The sequence below is a fragment of the Bradyrhizobium sp. USDA 4354 genome (assembly GCF_054060315.1).
In genome coordinates this window covers 6,261,149-6,276,959 of record NZ_JBSSDC010000001.1, presented here as the reverse complement: position 1 = coordinate 6,276,959, position 15,811 = coordinate 6,261,149, and the positions used below count along the sequence as shown (strand labels likewise).

The following is a 15,811-nucleotide window of genomic DNA, read 5'->3' as shown; positions in this document are numbered from 1 at the left end:
GCGAACGGATGGCGAGAAGCGTTGCGGCAAAAAAGAGCGTCAAACCGGCAAAACCGCCTTACGTGCTCGACGAGCAGGTCGGCTTCATCCTGCGCCAGGTCTGGCAACGCCATAGCTCGATCTTCGCCCGCGATATCGGCACCAACCTCACGCCGACGCAATGGGCGGCACTGTCGAAGCTCGCGGAGACGGGTGCGTGCTCGCAAAATCAGCTCGGGCGCCTGACGGCGATGGACGTCGCGACCATCAAGGGCGTGATCGATCGTCTCACTGCGCGCGGCCTCACGGAGACGAGCCAGGATCCCGAGGACGGCCGGCGCTTGCTGGTCAGCCTGACGCGCGCCGGTCAGCAACTCGCCGAGAAGCTCGCACCCAATGCCCTGGCGATCACCCGCGAGACGCTGGCGCCGCTCGAGGCCAAGGAGCGCGAGACGCTGATGGCGCTGTTGAACAAGCTGCGGTGAATTTGATCTCTCACCGTCACCCTGAGGTGGCCGCTTCTTCAGCGGCCCTCGAAGGGCGACGGCCCGGCTGCATCTCGGCCGTTCATCCTTCGAGGCTCGCACACGGCGCATTTTGCGCCGTGCACTCGCGCCTCAGGATGTCGGATTTTCTGCTCGCGTGAACCTTATTTCCCCACCACCTCCGGCACTTTCCCAGCGGGCGGCGTATTGCGGCTGCGCTGGGTGCGCACGATGCCGTCGATGATGGTCATGCCGATGCCGGGGAGGTCGCCGAGCTGGACGCTCTCCAGGATGTTCTTGCCCGGCGAGTGCTGCGCCTTGTCCATGATGACGAAATCGGCCGAGCGACCGACCTCGATCAGGCCGCAGTCGAGCTGGCGCATGCGAGCGGTGTTGCCAGTGGCCAGACAAAAGGCGAGTTCGGCGGGCAGCTCGCCGAGCGAGGACAGCATCGAGACCATGCGCAGGATACCGAGCGGCTGCACGCCGGAGCCGGCGGGCGCGTCGGTGCCGAGGATGACACGGTGCAGGTCGCCCATCTCGCGCGCGGTGCGCAGGGTGAACAGGGCCGAGCGCTCATTGCCGTTGTGCACGAGCTCGAGGCCGCGCTTGCAGCCCTCGCAGATGCAGCGGATCTGGTCGTCGGGTAGGGCGGTGTGGCCGCCATTGATGTGACCGACCACGTCGGTGTCGGCCTCCAGCACCACGTCCTTGTCGATCAGGCCGGAGCCGGGGATTGAGGGGCCACCGGTGTGGATGGTGCTCTGGATACCGTATTTGCGGGCCCAGCCGACCATTTTGCGCGCGGTCGGGCCGTCCTTGACGCCGCCGAGGCCGACTTCGCCGAGCAGCTTGACGCCGTTGGCGGCCATCTCCTTGAAGTCTTCTTCCACCATCTCGCATTCAATCACCGGCGCGCCGGCGTGAACCTTCACGCCGCCGGGACGCAGGGTCCAGAACGCGCGCTGGGCGAACACGGCCATCGCCTTGAGGCCGACGACGTCGCGGGGCCGGCCGGGCATGTGCACTTCGCCGGCGGAGATCATGGTGGTGACGCCGCCATGGAGATAGCTGTCGATCCAGTTGGTCTGGTTCTGCCGCGGCGTCCAGTCGCCCGCGACAGGATGGACGTGGCTGTCGATCAGGCCCGGCGCCACCGTGGTGCCGCTAGCGTCGACGATGGTCGTCGCGCCTTCGGTGTTGCAGTCCTTGAAGCGGCCGATCGCGGTGATCTTGCCGTTCTCGGCGACGATGGTGTCGCCGTCCAGGATCGGCTTTTCCAGGGCGCCGGACAGGATCAGGCCGATATTTCGGATCACCAGCTTCGAGGGTCCGGTGGCCTGGGGTGCGTCATGCGCCATGGAGGGGCTCCTTATTCGTAACTGCAACGCTTCCGATTTTGGGCAGCCTTGACCGCGGGATCAAGTCGGATTATTCATTAGTATACGAATGATCGTGTACAAACGACGCATAGCTGCCCGCCTCGGAACCGCATTGGAAGCGACAGGGAAGGTGTGATGAGCAATTTCAATCAGGAAAGCGTTTTGAGCGTCCACCACTGGACCGACACGCTGTTCTCCTTCAAGACCACCCGCAGCCCGACCTTCCGCTTCCGCAACGGCGAATTCACCATGATCGGGCTGAAGGTCGGCGAGAAGCCGCTGCTGCGGGCCTACAGCGTCGCCAGCGCCAATTACGAGGACACGCTGGAGTTCTTCTCGATCAAGGTGCCTGACGGCCCGCTGACCTCGCGGCTTCAGCATTTGAAGGAAGGCGACGAGATCATCGTCAGCCGCAAGGCCACCGGCACGCTGGTGATCGACAATCTCGAGGAGGGGCGCAACCTCTATTTGATCGGCACCGGCACCGGCCTCGCACCATTCCTGAGCGTGATCAAGGACCCCGAGACCTACGAGCGGTTCGAGAAGGTGGTGCTGCTGCACGGCTGCCGGCATGTGAAGGAGCTTGCCTATGGCGAGATGATCACCGAGCATCTGCCGAAGGACGAGCTGCTCGGCGAGTATATCCGCAATCAGCTGATCTACTACCCGACCGTGACGCGTGATCCCTTCCGCAACCGCGGCCGCATCACCGACCTCATCACGTCAGGAAAGCTGTTCACCGATATCGGCCTGCCGGTGCTGGAAGTCGCCCACGACCGCGTCATGATCTGCGGCAGCCCGGCGCTGGTGGCGGATACCCGCGTGCTGCTTGGCGCGCGCGGATTCGTCGAAGGCAATCACGGCGAGCCAGCTCAGTTCGTGGTCGAAAAGGCCTTCGCTGAGCGCTGATTGCGGGATTTTCTCGCAATAAGACCGCATTTTCGCCGCGTGCGGCCCGTTGCGGCGCCGATTCGGCGCTTGATACTATGTGGGACCGAATCAGCGGAGTTCCCACATGGTTGCGGACAGCGACAGCAACATCGCCTGGCACCGGGTTCAGTTGAAGAAGAACCGCGCCGAGTTGAAGGCGCTGGAGACCGCGCGCTTCACGATGGGCGAGATCGCCTCATCGAAGCGGAACGGACAGACCCAGAAGTCGATCGCGGAACTCAAGCGCAAGATCGCACAGTCGGAGCGCGCGATCGCCGATCACGACAAGCGCACGCGTCGTCCGCTCGGCACGGACCTGCAAAGCCTCAGCAATGGCAGCTGGAGCCATTGGGACTCCTATACCAACCAGCAGCAGCGCAAGAGCGGGCAGCGTTCGCCCGGGCGTGGATAGGCGCATCTCTCTCCACGTCTGCGGCCGATGAGGAGGCGCCCCTTGCACTGGCCGCCCCGTGCACCATTTCGGTGATAGGCGACCAATCGCTGGGGTGACCCCATGACAGCACGCCTCGATTTCACCAGCGAGGCCTTCTTTCGCGATCCGCCCAAGGCGATTGCGATGTTGCGCATGTCCGGCCCCCTGGTGGCGACGCGATTTCCTATCGTCGGCGATGTCTGGATCACCACGACCCATGACGCCACCGCGCAGGTCTTGAAGGACGATGCGACCTTCACGTTGCGCAAGGAGGATGGCGACATCGCCGGTCTGCGCTGGTGGATGCCGAGACTCGTCATTGCCAACAACATGCTGACGATGGACGAGCCGGATCATACCAGACTGCGCAGCATCGTGGACGAAGCCTTCCGCCGCCGCGCGATCGTCGCAATGGAGCCACGCATCCGTGCCATCGCCGACGGTCTGGCCGACGAGCTATTTGCGAAGGAACGCCCGGCCGATCTCGTCCAGCGCTATGCGCGAATCCTGCCGCTCGCGGTGATCTCGGAGCTGCTCGGCCTGCCGCCGGCCGATCGTCCAAAGTTCATCGCCTGGGCCAACACGATGTCATCGCTGACGAATGTCGTCAGCTTCTTCCGCTTGCTGTTCGCGGTCCGCAAGATGCGCGCCTATCTCGAGCAGCAGTTGAAGATCGCGCGCGTGCAGGGTGGTGAGGGCCTGATAGCCGAGCTGATCCAGGTCGAGCGCGAAGGCGGCCAGATCACGCCAGATGAAATGGTCTCGATGGTGTTTCTGTTGCTCGGGGCGGGATCGGAAACCACCACGCATCTCATCAGCGGGTCCGTCTATGAGCTGCTCAGAAATTCCGGGCTGCGCGACTGGCTGGAACAGGACTGGAGTCGCGTCGGGCTTGCGGTCGAGGAGTTCCTGCGCTTCGTCTCGCCGGTGCAATTCTCCAAGCCGCGCTATGTGCGGCGCGATGTCGAGGTCGAAGGCGTGCGCCTGAAGAAGGGCGACCGCGTCATGGTGATGCTCGCCGCTGCGAACATGGATCCGGCGATGCATGATCGTCCCGAGAGCCTCGACCTCGAACGTAAGCCGAACCGCCATATCTCGTTCGGCACGGGAATCCACTTCTGCCTCGGCCATCAGCTCGCGCGCATCGAGGCGGCTTGCGCGCTGGAAGCGCTGTTCGTCCGTTGGCCGAGACTCCGGCTGGCTATCGAGCCTTCGCAAATTCGGTGGCGCCGCAGGCCGGGTCTTCGTGCGCTCGAGAAGCTTCCGGTTCTGGACGACGCTATATCAGCGGACGTCGACCCGGCGGGCCGCTTGATGAGTCGCAACTCCGACATCGCGCTCGATCCGAGTGCAAATTTCATCTGAAGTTTGCGCCTCGGCCAGGAACGGTGCGTGATCGCACCTGTTGTGATCCAAACCTCGAAATTCGGAGCGGAGGTTCACAATGAGTTCCAGTGCGATTCCTGTATTCGACAAGACGGCACAGACGACGCATCTCTGGCTCAACGAGATCAGCGAACAAATCGGTTTGGACGATCAGCAGTCGTGGCGCGTGACGGCCGCCGTACTGCACGCGATACGCGATCGCCTACCAGTGGAGCTTGCGGCGCATCTGGGATCACAGCTGCCGCTGCTGGTCCGCGGCGCGTACTATGATCAGTTCCGGCCATCGGCGATGCCGAGGCGGGTGCGATCGCTGGAAGAGTTTCTTCAGCTCATCGCGGAGGAACTGAAATTCGGGCGACCGGTCGATACGAAGGACGCGGCGCGTGCCGTGTTCAATGTTCTCTCCCGGCACTTGACCGCGGGCCAGATCAAAAAGATCCGGGAGGCCTTGCCGGAGGAGGTGCGGGCGATCTGGAGCATGGAACCCGGCACGACGGATGAAAGGGGTATGTCGCACTAGGGCGACAGAAACCTTCCCTGCGATGCCCGCGTTAACTGACTGGCATCCAGAAAGAACGTCGGAGATCCAGCATGCAAGTTCACGAGATCATGACGCCATCCGTCCAAATTGCCGATCCCAACATGACCATACGGGAAGTCTCTCGCTGGATGCGTGACGACGATGTGGGAGCCTTGCCGGTGGGCGAGAATGATCGCCTTGTCGGCATGATCACGGACAGGGACATCGTCACGCGCGCGGTCGCCGAGGAGCGCTCGCCGGGCAACACGTCGGTGCGCGAGGTCATGTCCGAGGGCATCTGTTATTGCTTTGAAGACGACGATGTGGAAGGCGCTTCGCAGGTGATGGCCACGCACCAGATCCGGCGTCTTCCGGTGATCAACCGGCAGAAGCGCCTGGTCGGTGTCGTTGCACTCGCAGACATCAGCAGGGCGGACGACGAGTGCGCGCAAGACGCGTTGAAGGACATCTCCGCACCCGCTGCGCGGGAGCGGCGCTGACCGCCTCACGACGTCACTTTCCACAAGGAGGTCTCATGGCCAGCAAGATGCCACCCGTCCCAGACGCCAACCAGAGCCCGAAGGGAACTGGCGACAGCAAGCAGGTCCGCGCAGACGAGACGCCGCGCGGTCAGAAGCGTGTGCAGAATCCGGACCAGCAGGGACAGCAGGGCAACATCAAGCAGAACACGACCAATCAGGGTTATCAGCAAGATCGTTGAGGAGGACGACATTCATGTCGACATCCACCAAGACACCAAACAGCATTCGTCAGGGCGGCCCCGGCGCCTCGCATGAGAACGCGAAGGCGCCGCTAGAGGTAAAGAAGCCGCCGGCGGACGATCCGCAGCGCAGCCACAGCCGGATTTCCGGCGGCGGTGGAGAGCGCGATTCCCATCATACGCACGACGAGGCCGGAAAGGGCGGAGGCAGGTAAGATGACCAACAAGCAACCCAAGCTGTACGCACCGACTGAAAAGGACATGCGCGACAATCCCCTGATCGGCGGATCGAAGGGGACGAAGATGGCGGGCATCTCGTCTGACGATCTCGAGGACGCCTTTGGCGAGAACACGATCGAAGGCGACGTCGAGAACGACGTGAACATCGGTGGTGGCATTGACAAGGATGTCGCGCGGAGTGGTTCGCCCCGGAGAGGCCGGTAAGATTGGAGGCCCAGAATGCAGGGCAAGAAGACCCACGAACAGCAAGTGCGTATCCTTGAGCGCAAGCCTGATGTTCCGGATGCGCGAGAACTTGAGCAGGCTGTCGGTCATAGCCGCCGGGATACGTCCGTTCATCGTGCCAACCCGGAGGCACGTCAAAGCGAGTTTGCGGTGAGCCGCGGCGGCCTCAACCAGGAAAGCGACCACAACAAGCACAACGATCCCGGTCAGAGCGGCCATAAGCCGCCTAAACCGACACCAGCGCAACAGAAGCACTGAGCCTTCTGAGGAAGACCACTGCAAGAGGAGAGACCAATGCCAGGTGGGCACGGCAGCAAGACGCATTTCAGATCCGGCATGCATGGCAAGGGCGACGGTACTGGTGCCATGGCCGAAATCCCCAAGGACAAGATCGGCGACAACATGGTGCTGTCCAACCGCGACAAGGCTCAGCATTCAGACATTCGTGGCATGGACAGCAAATTCATCCAGACCGAGCAGTATCAGGACCACGCGGCCAATCGGCTCAAGGAGGAGCCGGAGACCGACGAGACCTGAGAGGGGCGTTCATCCCGCCAATTTGCGGACCGGTGTTCAGCCGGTCCGCTTTTTTGTGGGCGCAAGATCGCGCTCCCAGCCGAACACCGAGCGGCCATCGAGATCCGGCGAGGCGGCACGCTCACCGGCGATGAAAGCTGCAACCGAGGGGCCGCGCGCGGTCCGCTCCAGCCGTCGCGCCTGGTCGTCCAGGCGCTTGATCGCCTGCATCTCTTCCTCGCGTCCGAGCTTCGCGTTCTGAATCGCGCCCTTCAGCACCCGGATGGTCTCGTCATAGACCTTGATCGGAACGGGGTAGGGATGGCGGTCCTTGCCGCCGTGGGCGAGCGAGAAACGCGCGGGGTCGGTGAAGCGATAGGGCGCGCCGTGCACGACCTCGGCGACCATCGCGAGCGAGCGCACGGTGCGCGCTCCGACGCCCGGCGTCAGCAGCAGTTCCGGAAAATCGACCGGGCCACGCTCGGCTGCTGCCGCGAGCGTGCCGTGCAGGCGGCGCGCGAACACGTCCTTGGGACGGACGTCGTGATGTGCGGGCATGATCAGATGCGGCAGCGTGCCTTGTGCCGGCGTGGACTCGGTCCCCATGAGCCGTTCGAATTCTGAGATGATGCGATCCGGGCCGAGATCGGAGAGCAGCTCGACCTGCGCGGTCCGAGACATATCGGCGCGATGATCGGTGAGGTTGACGATCTCGCCCTGCTGCGGCCCATCGATTGCGCTGTGCGGCGTATCGACAAAGCTCTTCAGCGCCTCGGAATGCCAATGGTAGCGTCGCGCCTGCCGCTTGTCGCCGTTCATGCCCTGCTGCACCACCGTCCATTTGCCGTCGGCGGTCACGAAGAAGCCGTGCAGGTAGAGGTCAAAGCCGTCCTGGACCGCGGCGCTATCGACCTTGGCCACCAGACGGCTGGCACGGGTCAGCTTGATGCCGTCGAATCCGACGCGGTCGCCGAGTTGCAACAACTCATCCGGCGTCTTGCGCGAATGCTGACCTCGGCCGCCACAGACATAAATCCCGAGCTCGTCCTGAAGCGGTCCGAGCCCGCGCTTCAGTGCGCCGATCACTGAGGTGGTGATGCCGGAAGAGTGCCAGTCCATCCCCATCACGGCGCCAAACGACTGGAACCAGAATGGATGCGACAGGCGCTGCAGAAACGCATCGCGGCCGTAATGATGCACGATCGCCTGGGTGACGATCGCTCCCAGCGAGGACATACGACTCGCCAGCCAGGGCGGAACGCGCCCAGTGTGAAGAGGAAGATCGGCGCTGCCGGTACGTCGAGTCATGGGTAACCCAACTTAGCGCATTCCGGCGACGGTTGCACCAGTGGGATGCTGCGTTGCACGAGACAGGGGAGCGAAGCCCGCCGCAACGCGTTGAGCGCTGACGGGAATGCAGCACCGGGGACAGTTATGGATTGGCAGGGTCTCATGGCCGACATCGACGGGATGTTTGGCTGGATTCCGTCGTGGTTCATCGGTCTCAGTCTGGTTGCCGGTGCGATCATGGTTGCCCTGTTCGCCCATCGGGTCGCGGCCTGGCTGCTCAACCGCGCCTTCGCAACCCGTCTTCCGCTCCTGGGCGTGTTCATCGAGCGTACGGCGGGCCCGGCGCAAATGGCGCTCTGCCTTGCCGCCGTCGCGCTGGTGCTGCCGCTTGCGCCGCTCGACGACATGATCCGCACCCCGCTGACGCGCCTCTTCGTCGTGGCCTTCATCGCCCTGACCGGCTGGATCTCGATGCGGATCGTCGACATGAGCGCGGCGCGCTATCTGCAGAGCTTTCGCGACGTCACCGAGAACTTCATCGCGCGCAAGCACGTCACGCAAGTGCGCGTATTCAAGCGCGTCACCGACACCATCATCGTCATCATCACGGTGTCGACCGCGCTGATGACGTTCGACTCGGTGAAACAATATGGCGTCAGCCTGTTCGCCTCCGCCGGCGCGGCTGGCATCATCGTCGGTCTTGCCGCGCGGCCGCTGCTGAGCAATCTGATCGCGGGCTTGCAGATCGCGATCACCCAGCCGATCCGCATCGAGGACGCCGTGATCATCGAGAACGAATGGGGCTGGGTCGAGGACATCGCCTCGACCTATGTCGTGATCCGGCTGTGGGACTGGCGCCGCATGGTGGTGCCGCTGTCCTATTTCATCGAAAAGCCGTTCCAGAACTGGACGCGCGACACCGCATCCCTCATCGGCGTGATCGCGCTCCACGTCGACTATCGTGCCGACGTCCCGCGCATCAGGAGCTGGCTGGAGCAGGCGGCGAAGCAGTCAAAGCTGTGGGACGGCGAGGTGGTCAATCTCCAGGTGATCGATGCCGATTCGCGCACCATCGAGCTTCGGGCGCTGGTCAGTGCCAGGAATGCACCGCAGTCCTGGGACCTGCGCTGCGAGATCAGAGAGAAACTCGTGGCTTTCATTCGCGACGAGATGCCGGACGCGCTGCCGCGCGAACGCGCGATCCTGATCCCGTCGGGCGACGATGATGCCGATTTCGTGCGACGACCCGCGCCGCCGGAGCAAATGCGGGCGAGCGCCACCAACTGAGCAGCGCGCCCCCCTTGCTGGGCCCGGGCCTCACTGCGCGCGGATGTTGGCAGCCTTCAGCACCGGCTCCCATTTGGCCGCCTCGGCGCGCATATATACGTCAAAATCCTTGGGCGATGAGCCGACCGGGGTGGCGCCGATCTTGCCGAGCGTCGTCAGCACGCCGGGGTCTTGCAGCGCGGCCTTCAAATCGGCCTCGAGCTTGGCCACGATCTCCGGCGGCATCTTAGCCGGACCAAGCACGCCCCACCAGACCGAGACGTCGTAGCCGGGCACGCCGGCCTCGGCGATGGTCGGAACATCCGGCAGCGCCTTGGAGCGCTCGGCGGAGGTCACTGCCAGCGCGCGCACCGGTCCGCCTTCGAGCTGGCCGATCGCTTCCGCGAGTGGGTTGATGCTGAGCGGGATCTCGCCGGCGATCACGGCCGTCAGCGCCGGTGCGCCGCCCTTGTAGGGGATCGCAACGATCTTGGTGCCGGACATGTACTTCAGCAGCTCGCCCGCGAGATGTGCCGAGGTGCCGTTGCCGGACATGCCGTAGGAGAGCTTGTCCGGCTCCTTCTTGGCGGCGGCGAGGAGATCGCCGAGTGTCTTGTACGGGCTGTCCTTCGCCACCACGATCGCGAGCGGCGAGGACGCGACTTCCGTGATCGCGGTGAAATCCTTGAACGTGTCATAGGGCACGCTCGGATAGATGAACTGGTTGAGGGGATGGCCGCTCGCGACCAGGATCAACGTATAGCCATCGGGTGCGGCCTGCGTCAGTGCCTGCGAGGCGACGATGCCGCCCGCGCCAGGACGGTTGTCGATCACAGGCTGCTGCCCCCAGGACTTGGCCAGCGCCTGGCCCAGCGTGCGCGCGAGCACGTCGACCGCGCCGCCGGCCGCATAGGGCACCAGGATATGGACCGGTTTGCTCGGATAATTTTCTGCCTGCGCGGCGCCCCCCGCCAGCAGCAAACCTGCTCCCAGCATCAAACCGCCGATCTTCTTGTTCAAACCCAACATATTTCCCAGCACTCCTTGAGGGCATTCGCGCGCCTGCCGGCGGTCTCCAGGCCGTTGCGGACGCCGCCCGTGGTTTTTGTTGACGAGACCTGATCTTTTGTACGATAGTACAAATCGTATGGTACGCAAGCCCACCAGCAAGGAAACGGCCCGCAAGCCGAACATGCGCGAGGCGATCCTCGCCGCGGCCGAGGAGCTGTTCGCCACCAACGGATTCAATGCCGTGTCGGTCCGCGACATCGCGCAGGCGGCCGGTGCCAATCCCGGCAGCGTCACCTATCATTTCCAGACCAAGGACGGCCTGCTGCTGGAGATCTACCGGCGCCATTGCGGGCCGATGAACCTGCGCCGTTCCGAGCTGCTCGCCGCCGCCAGGCGCGTGCGCGATCTCCAGGACCGGTTGGAGGCGATCGTGCGCGCCTATGTGGTGCCGGCCTTTACCTCGGGCAGCGATCTTGCCGGTGGTGGCGCGCGCTTCACCCGGCTGCGCGCGGTGATGTCGGCGGAAGGCAACGAGGTCGCGCGAAAGATCATCGCGCAGACCTTTGACGACACAAGCCATGCCTTCATCGATGCGATCCACGAGAGCCTGCCGCACATTCCGCGCACCGACATCGTCTGGCGCAGCCATTTTCTGCTCGGCGCACTCTATTATTCGCTGGTGACGCCGGAACGCGTCTCGCGCCTGTCGCGCGGCGAGGTTGACGGCAGTGATGCCGCGGGCGCCATCGAGCAATTGGTGCAGGCCACCGTCGCCGCATTCCAGGCGCCGGCGCTGGACCAGGCCGCGCCGGCGCGGCGGCGGCCGGCCGTCAGCAAAACTTGAAGCAAGCGGTCTCGCTTCGGCGGTTCACCTGATGACGATGATGTACACGCCGACCATTCCGCCGCCCGATCCACACACGCGCACGCCGAAATTCAAGCTGCCGAAGCTGTCGTGTGACGCGCACTGCCACATCTTCGGGCCGGGCGCGAAATATCCTTACGCGCCGGATCGCTCCTACACGCCGCCCGATGCGCCGCTAGAGGATTTCCGCGCGCTGCATGCCAAGCTCGGCGTCGCGCGCGCTGTCATCGTCAATGCCAGCGTCCACGGCACCGACAACACAGTGGCGCTCGATGCCATTGCGCGAAGTAACGGCGCCTACCGGGCGGTCGCCAATATCAACGACACAATCACCGAACGCGGGCTTCGCGTGCTGCACGAGGGCGGCTTCCGCGGCTGCCGCTTCAACTTCGTGCGCCATCTCGGAGGCGTTCCCGACAAGCGCGTGTTCGATCGCATCATCGCGATGGTCACGCCGCTGGGCTGGCACATCGATCTGCATTTCGATGCAATCGACCTGCCGGAATATGCCGGCATGCTGACAAGGCTGCCGCTGAGCTACACCATCGACCATATGGGCCGGGTGAAGGCGTCGGAAGGGCTCGATCAGCTGCCATTCAGGATCCTGATCGAGCTGATGCAGCGCGACGAGAAGTGCTGGGTCAAGATCTGCGGTTCGGAGCGGGTGTCCTCGGCCGGTCCGCCGTTCACCGATGCGGTGCCGTTCGCGCGAAAGATCGTCGAGACCGCGCCGGACCGCGTCATCTGGGGCACGGACTGGCCGCATCCCAACGTCAAGGTGATGCCGAACGACGGCGACCTCGTCGACCTGATTCCGTTGTTCGCGCCGGAGCCGGAGTTCCAGAAGAAGATTCTGATCGACAATCCCACGCGCCTGTTCGAGTTCGAGGCATGACCGTTGCCGCGATCGACAGGCTGCGCGGAAATGCATTGCCGGCGCCGCAGGGGGACGCCGACGAATGCGTACGAACGAAGGGAGTAACCCATGAAGACAGGTCTCGTGATCACCGCCCATCCCGGCGATTTCGTCTGGCGCGCCGGCGGCGCCATCGCGCAGCATGCGAAAAAGGGCTATCGCATGAAGATCGTGTGCCTGTCCTTCGGCGAACGCGGCGAGAGCCAGTTTGCCTGGAAGGAGAAGGGCGCGACGCTGGAATCGGTGAAGGCCGGCCGCAAGGACGAGGCGGAGCGGGCGGCAAAACTGCTCGGCGCCGAGATCGAATTCTTCGATTGCGGGGACTATCCGCTCAAGCTCACCGAGGCGCATTTCGACCGCATGGTCGACATCTACCGCGAGCTCAATCCGAGCTTCGTGCTGACGCATGCGCTGGAAGACCCCTATAATTTCGACCACCCGAACGCGGCGCATTTCGCGCAGGAGACGCGCGTGGTGGCGCAGGCGATGGGCCACAAGCCCGGCGCGCAGTACAAATACTCGGCGCCGCCGGTGTTCTTGTTCGAGCCGCACCAGCCCGAGCAGTGCAATTACAAGCCGGACACGATCCTTAGGATCGACGAGGTCTGGAACGAAAAGTACGAGGCGTTCCAGATCCTCGCCGCGCAAAAACATCTCTGGGGTTATTACGAGCGCGTCGCGCTCAACCGCGGCATCCAGGGTAGCCGCAACACCGGCGTGCCCATGACGTATGGCGAGGCCTATCAGCGCCTGTTTCCGACCGTCGCGGAGGAATTGGCATGAATCCGGTCGTCGTTCGCAACATCAGGCGTGCCGATCCCGCCGGGATGGCGGAGTACGGCGTCTCGACCGTGCACGAGGCCTATGGCCGCATCGGCCTGATGAAGCCATATTTGCGCCCGGTCTGGGCGGGCGCGTCGATCGCCGGTCCTGCGGTCACCGTGCTGGCGCAGCCCGGCGACAACTGGATGATCCATGTCGCCGTCGAGCAGTGCAGGAAGGGTGACATCCTCGTCGTCGGCTGCACCACTGACAATACCGACGGCATGTTCGGCGAGCTGCTCGCGACCTCGTTGCAGGCGCGCGGGGTGCAGGGGCTGATCATCGATGCCGGCTGCCGCGACGTCAAAGCGCTGCACGAGATGAAATTTCCGGTGTGGTCGCGCGCGGTCTCGGCCAAGGGCACGGTCAAGGCGACGCTCGGCTCGGTCAACCTCCCCGTCGTCTGCGCTGGCGTCAATGTCGATCCCGGCGACATCGTCGTGGCCGACGACGACGGCGTAGTGGTGGTGGCGAAACGCTATGCTACTGAAGTCGCCGAGAGGGCAAAGAAGCGCAACGCGGATGAAGGCGGCAAGCGCAAGCGGCTCGCCTCGGGCGAGCTCGGCCTCGACATGTACAGCATGCGCGAGGCGCTTGCGAAGGCTGGTCTCGTCTATGTCGACAATCCCGAGGACGTCTGAAGCGAACAGCGGAGCGGGCGGATGGATCGTCTCAAGCTGAAGGCCGTGCTCGGTGGTCACCCTCACGTCAAGGCGGTGAAGAGCGGCGAGCTCCGCTCCGACCTCTTCGATCTCGACTTTGTCGAGTACACGCCAACCAACACGGCGTTCAAGCCGATGGTGCGCGAGCAGGCCTTCGACGTCTGCGAGATGGCGATCGTCACTTATCTGATGGCGAAAGCGCATGGCAAGCCGCTGGTGTTGCTGCCGGCGACCATGCTCGGCCGCTTCCAGCACTCTTACGCTCTCTATAATCCGGCGCAGGGGACGCTCGGGCCTACCGATCTCGAAGGCAGGCGTGTCGGCATCCGCTCCTTCACGACCACGACGGGCGCCTGGATCAGGGGCATCCTCGCCAACGACTATGGCGTCAATCTCGACAAGATTCGCTGGGTCACGTTCGAGGATCCGCATGTCGCCGAATATGTCGACACCACCGAGCGCGCGCCGAAGGACAAGAAGATCCTGCAAATGCTGCTCGACGGCGAGCTCGATGCCGTGCTTGGCGAGACCTCTGATAATCCCAAGCTGAAGCCGCTATTTCCTGATCCCGCCGCGGAAGCCGCCAAATGGTACGTTCGTCGCGGCGTCGTGCCGGTCAACCATCTCGTGGTCGTGACCGAGCAGCTCGCGAAATCGCGCCCCGATGTCGTCGCGGGCGTCTATGATCTGCTCAAGCGGAACAAGGAACGGACGGGATCTGCGGCGACGCCCGACCTCATCCCGTTCGGAATTGAAGGCAACAGGAAACCGCTCGAGCTGATCATCGCCTATGCATTCCAGCAGGCGCTGATCCCACGCCGCTATGCGGTCGAGGAGCTCTTCGACGGGACGACACGAGGATTGAACTGATGGTGGATCCGAAGCGCTGGCAGATCGGGCTGGTCGGCTATGGCGAGGTCGGCAGGATTCTGGCCGAGGATTTGCGCCAGCAGGACATCAAGGTCTCAGCCCATGACATCAAGCTCGGTGGCGAGCAGGCCGCGCCGCTGCAGGAGCATGCGGCGAGATTCGGCGTGACGCTCGCAGTCTCTCACGCCGAGCTGACCGCGAAATCCGATTTCATCATCTCCGCGGTCACGGCGAGTCAGGCCGTTCCGGTCGCAAAGGCCTGTGCGGCGGCGATCAATCAGGGCACCTGGTTCCTCGATTTCAACTCGGCCTCTCCCGGTGCCAAGCAGCGTGCCGCGGCACTGATCGACGGCGCTGCCGGACGTTATGTCGAGGGCGCGGTGATGACCTCGGTGCCGCCGTATCGCATCAAGGTGCCGTTGCTGCTCGGCGGGCTCGGTGCGAGAGAGCTGGAGCCGCTGCTGAACGCGATCGGTTTCGCGGCCAAGGTTGCCAGCGACAAGCTCGGTGTGCCCTCGGCCGTAAAAATGTGCCGCAGCATCATGATCAAGGGCCTGGAGGCCATGGTCATCGAAAGCTTCACCACCGCGCGCGCCTATGGTGTCGAGGATGCTGTGCTGGCCTCGCTCGCCGAAACGTTTCCCGGCATCGACTGGGAGAAGCAGGGCGCCTATTTCTTCCAGCGCGTGATCGAGCACGGCCGTCGCCGGGCCGAGGAGGTGCGCGAAGTGGCCGAAACCGTGCGCGAGGCGGGCCTGACGCCCTGGTCGGCGCAAGGCACGGCCGAGCGGCAGGCTTGGGTCGCCGATCTTGCCGATGAGGGGCTGTTCGGCGCCAGGGGCACCAGGGAGTTCGCCCGCAGTGCCGATTGGCGGAGCGAGGCGGACCGGATCCTCGCGAAGATCAATTGCACAAAATAATCAACTCAGGACCGCATCGCGGGCCTGATAGCTCACGACCTGGTCGCGCGCGCGTTCGATCAGCTCGATCAGATTGCGGGATTTACGGACGAGCTGTTCCGTGGCCGGCTGCGTGCGGAATTCCGCCAGCACGGCGCGAACGCATTTGTTGGCGGCATCGAGCGTCCAGAGCGTACGGTTCACGTCGGCTTGCGTCTGGATCGCCGAGATATCGAGACCCGAGAGAACGTGGCCGATGCCGTCGAGCCGCTTCACCGCCGTATCGGTCGGCGTTCCGGCGCGGACGGAATGACAATCGATGCTGCTGAATGCGCTGAACAAACCCATACTTCCCCACTGCACGCATATGGTCAGTGCAAAGTCCTAGTTATG

The 15,811-nt window shown here is 63.9% G+C and carries 22 protein-coding genes; 18 read left to right on the top strand and 4 right to left on the bottom strand.

Annotated features, from left to right (window positions below; all coding sequences use genetic code 11):
• Positions 1-8 precede the first annotated feature (8 nt).
• On the top strand, positions 9-464 hold the full coding sequence (locus ACVIIV_RS29310; protein ID WP_456747260.1) for a MarR family winged helix-turn-helix transcriptional regulator: 456 nt from the start codon (positions 9-11) through the stop codon (positions 462-464).
• Positions 465-628: 164 nt separating this feature from the next.
• Here ACVIIV_RS29310 and ACVIIV_RS29305 read toward each other — a convergent pair whose 3' ends face one another.
• Positions 629-1,825 carry an amidohydrolase family protein gene (locus ACVIIV_RS29305; protein WP_456747259.1) on the bottom strand — a complete coding sequence of 399 codons (1,197 nt, stop codon included), beginning with the start codon at positions 1,823-1,825 and terminating at the stop codon, positions 629-631.
• A 156-nt stretch (positions 1,826-1,981) separates the two neighbouring features.
• Here ACVIIV_RS29305 and ACVIIV_RS29300 point away from each other — a divergent pair, with 156 nt between their 5' ends.
• The 10 genes from ACVIIV_RS29300 (at position 1,982) to ACVIIV_RS29255 (ending at position 6,838) form a co-directional block, all read left to right on the top strand.
• Positions 1,982-2,755: a ferredoxin--NADP reductase gene (locus ACVIIV_RS29300; protein ID WP_456747258.1), complete on the top strand. Its 774-nt coding sequence runs from the start codon at positions 1,982-1,984 to the stop codon at positions 2,753-2,755.
• Positions 2,756-2,861: 106 nt separating this feature from the next.
• Positions 2,862-3,188, top strand: a complete 327-nt coding sequence (locus ACVIIV_RS29295) for a hypothetical protein (RefSeq protein WP_456747257.1) — start codon at positions 2,862-2,864, stop codon at positions 3,186-3,188.
• A 102-nt stretch (positions 3,189-3,290) separates the two neighbouring features.
• The gene (locus ACVIIV_RS29290) at positions 3,291-4,574 is read left to right on the top strand and encodes a cytochrome P450 (protein ID WP_456747256.1); all 1,284 of its coding nucleotides are present in this window, start codon (positions 3,291-3,293) and stop codon (positions 4,572-4,574) included.
• A gap of 79 nt (positions 4,575-4,653) precedes the next feature.
• Positions 4,654-5,115, top strand: a complete 462-nt coding sequence (locus ACVIIV_RS29285; RefSeq protein WP_456747255.1) for a DUF2267 domain-containing protein — start codon at positions 4,654-4,656, stop codon at positions 5,113-5,115.
• A gap of 89 nt (positions 5,116-5,204) precedes the next feature.
• Positions 5,205-5,615, top strand: coding sequence for a CBS domain-containing protein (locus ACVIIV_RS29280; protein ID WP_456747254.1), 411 nt, complete (start codon positions 5,205-5,207; stop codon positions 5,613-5,615).
• 35 nt (positions 5,616-5,650) lie between these two features.
• Positions 5,651-5,836, top strand: a complete 186-nt coding sequence (locus ACVIIV_RS29275) for a hypothetical protein (RefSeq protein WP_456747253.1) — start codon at positions 5,651-5,653, stop codon at positions 5,834-5,836.
• 14 nt (positions 5,837-5,850) lie between these two features.
• Positions 5,851-6,051: a hypothetical protein gene (locus tag ACVIIV_RS29270; RefSeq protein WP_197946977.1), complete on the top strand. Its 201-nt coding sequence runs from the start codon at positions 5,851-5,853 to the stop codon at positions 6,049-6,051.
• Position 6,052: 1 nt separating this feature from the next.
• A complete protein-coding gene (locus ACVIIV_RS29265) occupies positions 6,053-6,280 on the top strand; it encodes a hypothetical protein (RefSeq protein ID WP_407112800.1) in 228 nt (75 codons plus the stop codon).
• A gap of 15 nt (positions 6,281-6,295) precedes the next feature.
• Positions 6,296-6,559, top strand: coding sequence for a hypothetical protein (locus ACVIIV_RS29260; protein ID WP_456747252.1), 264 nt, complete (start codon positions 6,296-6,298; stop codon positions 6,557-6,559).
• Between the two features lie 36 nt (positions 6,560-6,595).
• Entirely contained in the window at positions 6,596-6,838 is a 243-nt protein-coding gene (locus ACVIIV_RS29255) for a hypothetical protein (RefSeq protein WP_456747251.1), read from the top strand.
• Positions 6,839-6,874: 36 nt separating this feature from the next.
• Here the strand turns inward: ACVIIV_RS29255 and ACVIIV_RS29250 are convergent, their stop codons facing one another.
• Positions 6,875-8,125 (bottom strand): DUF763 domain-containing protein, encoded by a 1,251-nt coding sequence (locus ACVIIV_RS29250; protein WP_456747250.1) that lies wholly within the window; start codon positions 8,123-8,125, stop codon positions 6,875-6,877.
• Between the two features lie 126 nt (positions 8,126-8,251).
• On the opposite strand from ACVIIV_RS29250, the gene ACVIIV_RS29245 reads away from it, so the two are divergent.
• Positions 8,252-9,394 carry a mechanosensitive ion channel family protein gene (locus ACVIIV_RS29245; RefSeq protein WP_456747249.1) on the top strand — a complete coding sequence of 381 codons (1,143 nt, stop codon included), beginning with the start codon at positions 8,252-8,254 and terminating at the stop codon, positions 9,392-9,394.
• Between the two features lie 30 nt (positions 9,395-9,424).
• Here ACVIIV_RS29245 and ACVIIV_RS29240 read toward each other — a convergent pair whose 3' ends face one another.
• Positions 9,425-10,402: a tripartite tricarboxylate transporter substrate binding protein gene (locus ACVIIV_RS29240; RefSeq protein ID WP_456747248.1), complete on the bottom strand. Its 978-nt coding sequence runs from the start codon at positions 10,400-10,402 to the stop codon at positions 9,425-9,427.
• A 118-nt stretch (positions 10,403-10,520) separates the two neighbouring features.
• Between ACVIIV_RS29240 and ACVIIV_RS29235 the strand changes: the two genes are divergently transcribed.
• The 6 genes from ACVIIV_RS29235 (at position 10,521) to ACVIIV_RS29210 (ending at position 15,439) form a co-directional block, all read left to right on the top strand.
• A complete protein-coding gene (locus tag ACVIIV_RS29235; RefSeq protein ID WP_456747247.1) occupies positions 10,521-11,228 on the top strand; it encodes a TetR/AcrR family transcriptional regulator in 708 nt (235 codons plus the stop codon).
• 31 nt (positions 11,229-11,259) lie between these two features.
• Positions 11,260-12,144, top strand: coding sequence for an amidohydrolase family protein (locus ACVIIV_RS29230; protein ID WP_456747246.1), 885 nt, complete (start codon positions 11,260-11,262; stop codon positions 12,142-12,144).
• A 90-nt stretch (positions 12,145-12,234) separates the two neighbouring features.
• Entirely contained in the window at positions 12,235-12,948 is a 714-nt protein-coding gene (locus ACVIIV_RS29225) for a PIG-L deacetylase family protein (protein ID WP_456747245.1), read from the top strand.
• Complete coding sequence (locus tag ACVIIV_RS29220) at positions 12,945-13,628, top strand: 4-carboxy-4-hydroxy-2-oxoadipate aldolase/oxaloacetate decarboxylase (RefSeq protein WP_456747244.1); 684 nt, start codon at positions 12,945-12,947, stop codon at positions 13,626-13,628. Before ACVIIV_RS29225 ends, ACVIIV_RS29220 begins: the two co-directional genes overlap by 4 nt.
• 21 nt (positions 13,629-13,649) lie before the next feature.
• Positions 13,650-14,519 carry a hypothetical protein gene (locus ACVIIV_RS29215; protein WP_456747243.1) on the top strand — a complete coding sequence of 290 codons (870 nt, stop codon included), beginning with the start codon at positions 13,650-13,652 and terminating at the stop codon, positions 14,517-14,519.
• Positions 14,519-15,439, top strand: a complete 921-nt coding sequence (locus ACVIIV_RS29210) for a DUF1932 domain-containing protein (RefSeq protein WP_456747242.1) — start codon at positions 14,519-14,521, stop codon at positions 15,437-15,439. The genes ACVIIV_RS29215 and ACVIIV_RS29210 overlap by 1 nt, the downstream gene beginning before the upstream one ends.
• On the opposite strand, the gene ACVIIV_RS29205 is transcribed toward ACVIIV_RS29210, so the two are convergent.
• Positions 15,440-15,766, bottom strand: a complete 327-nt coding sequence (locus ACVIIV_RS29205; RefSeq protein WP_456747241.1) for a hypothetical protein — start codon at positions 15,764-15,766, stop codon at positions 15,440-15,442.
• Positions 15,767-15,811 lie beyond the last annotated feature (45 nt).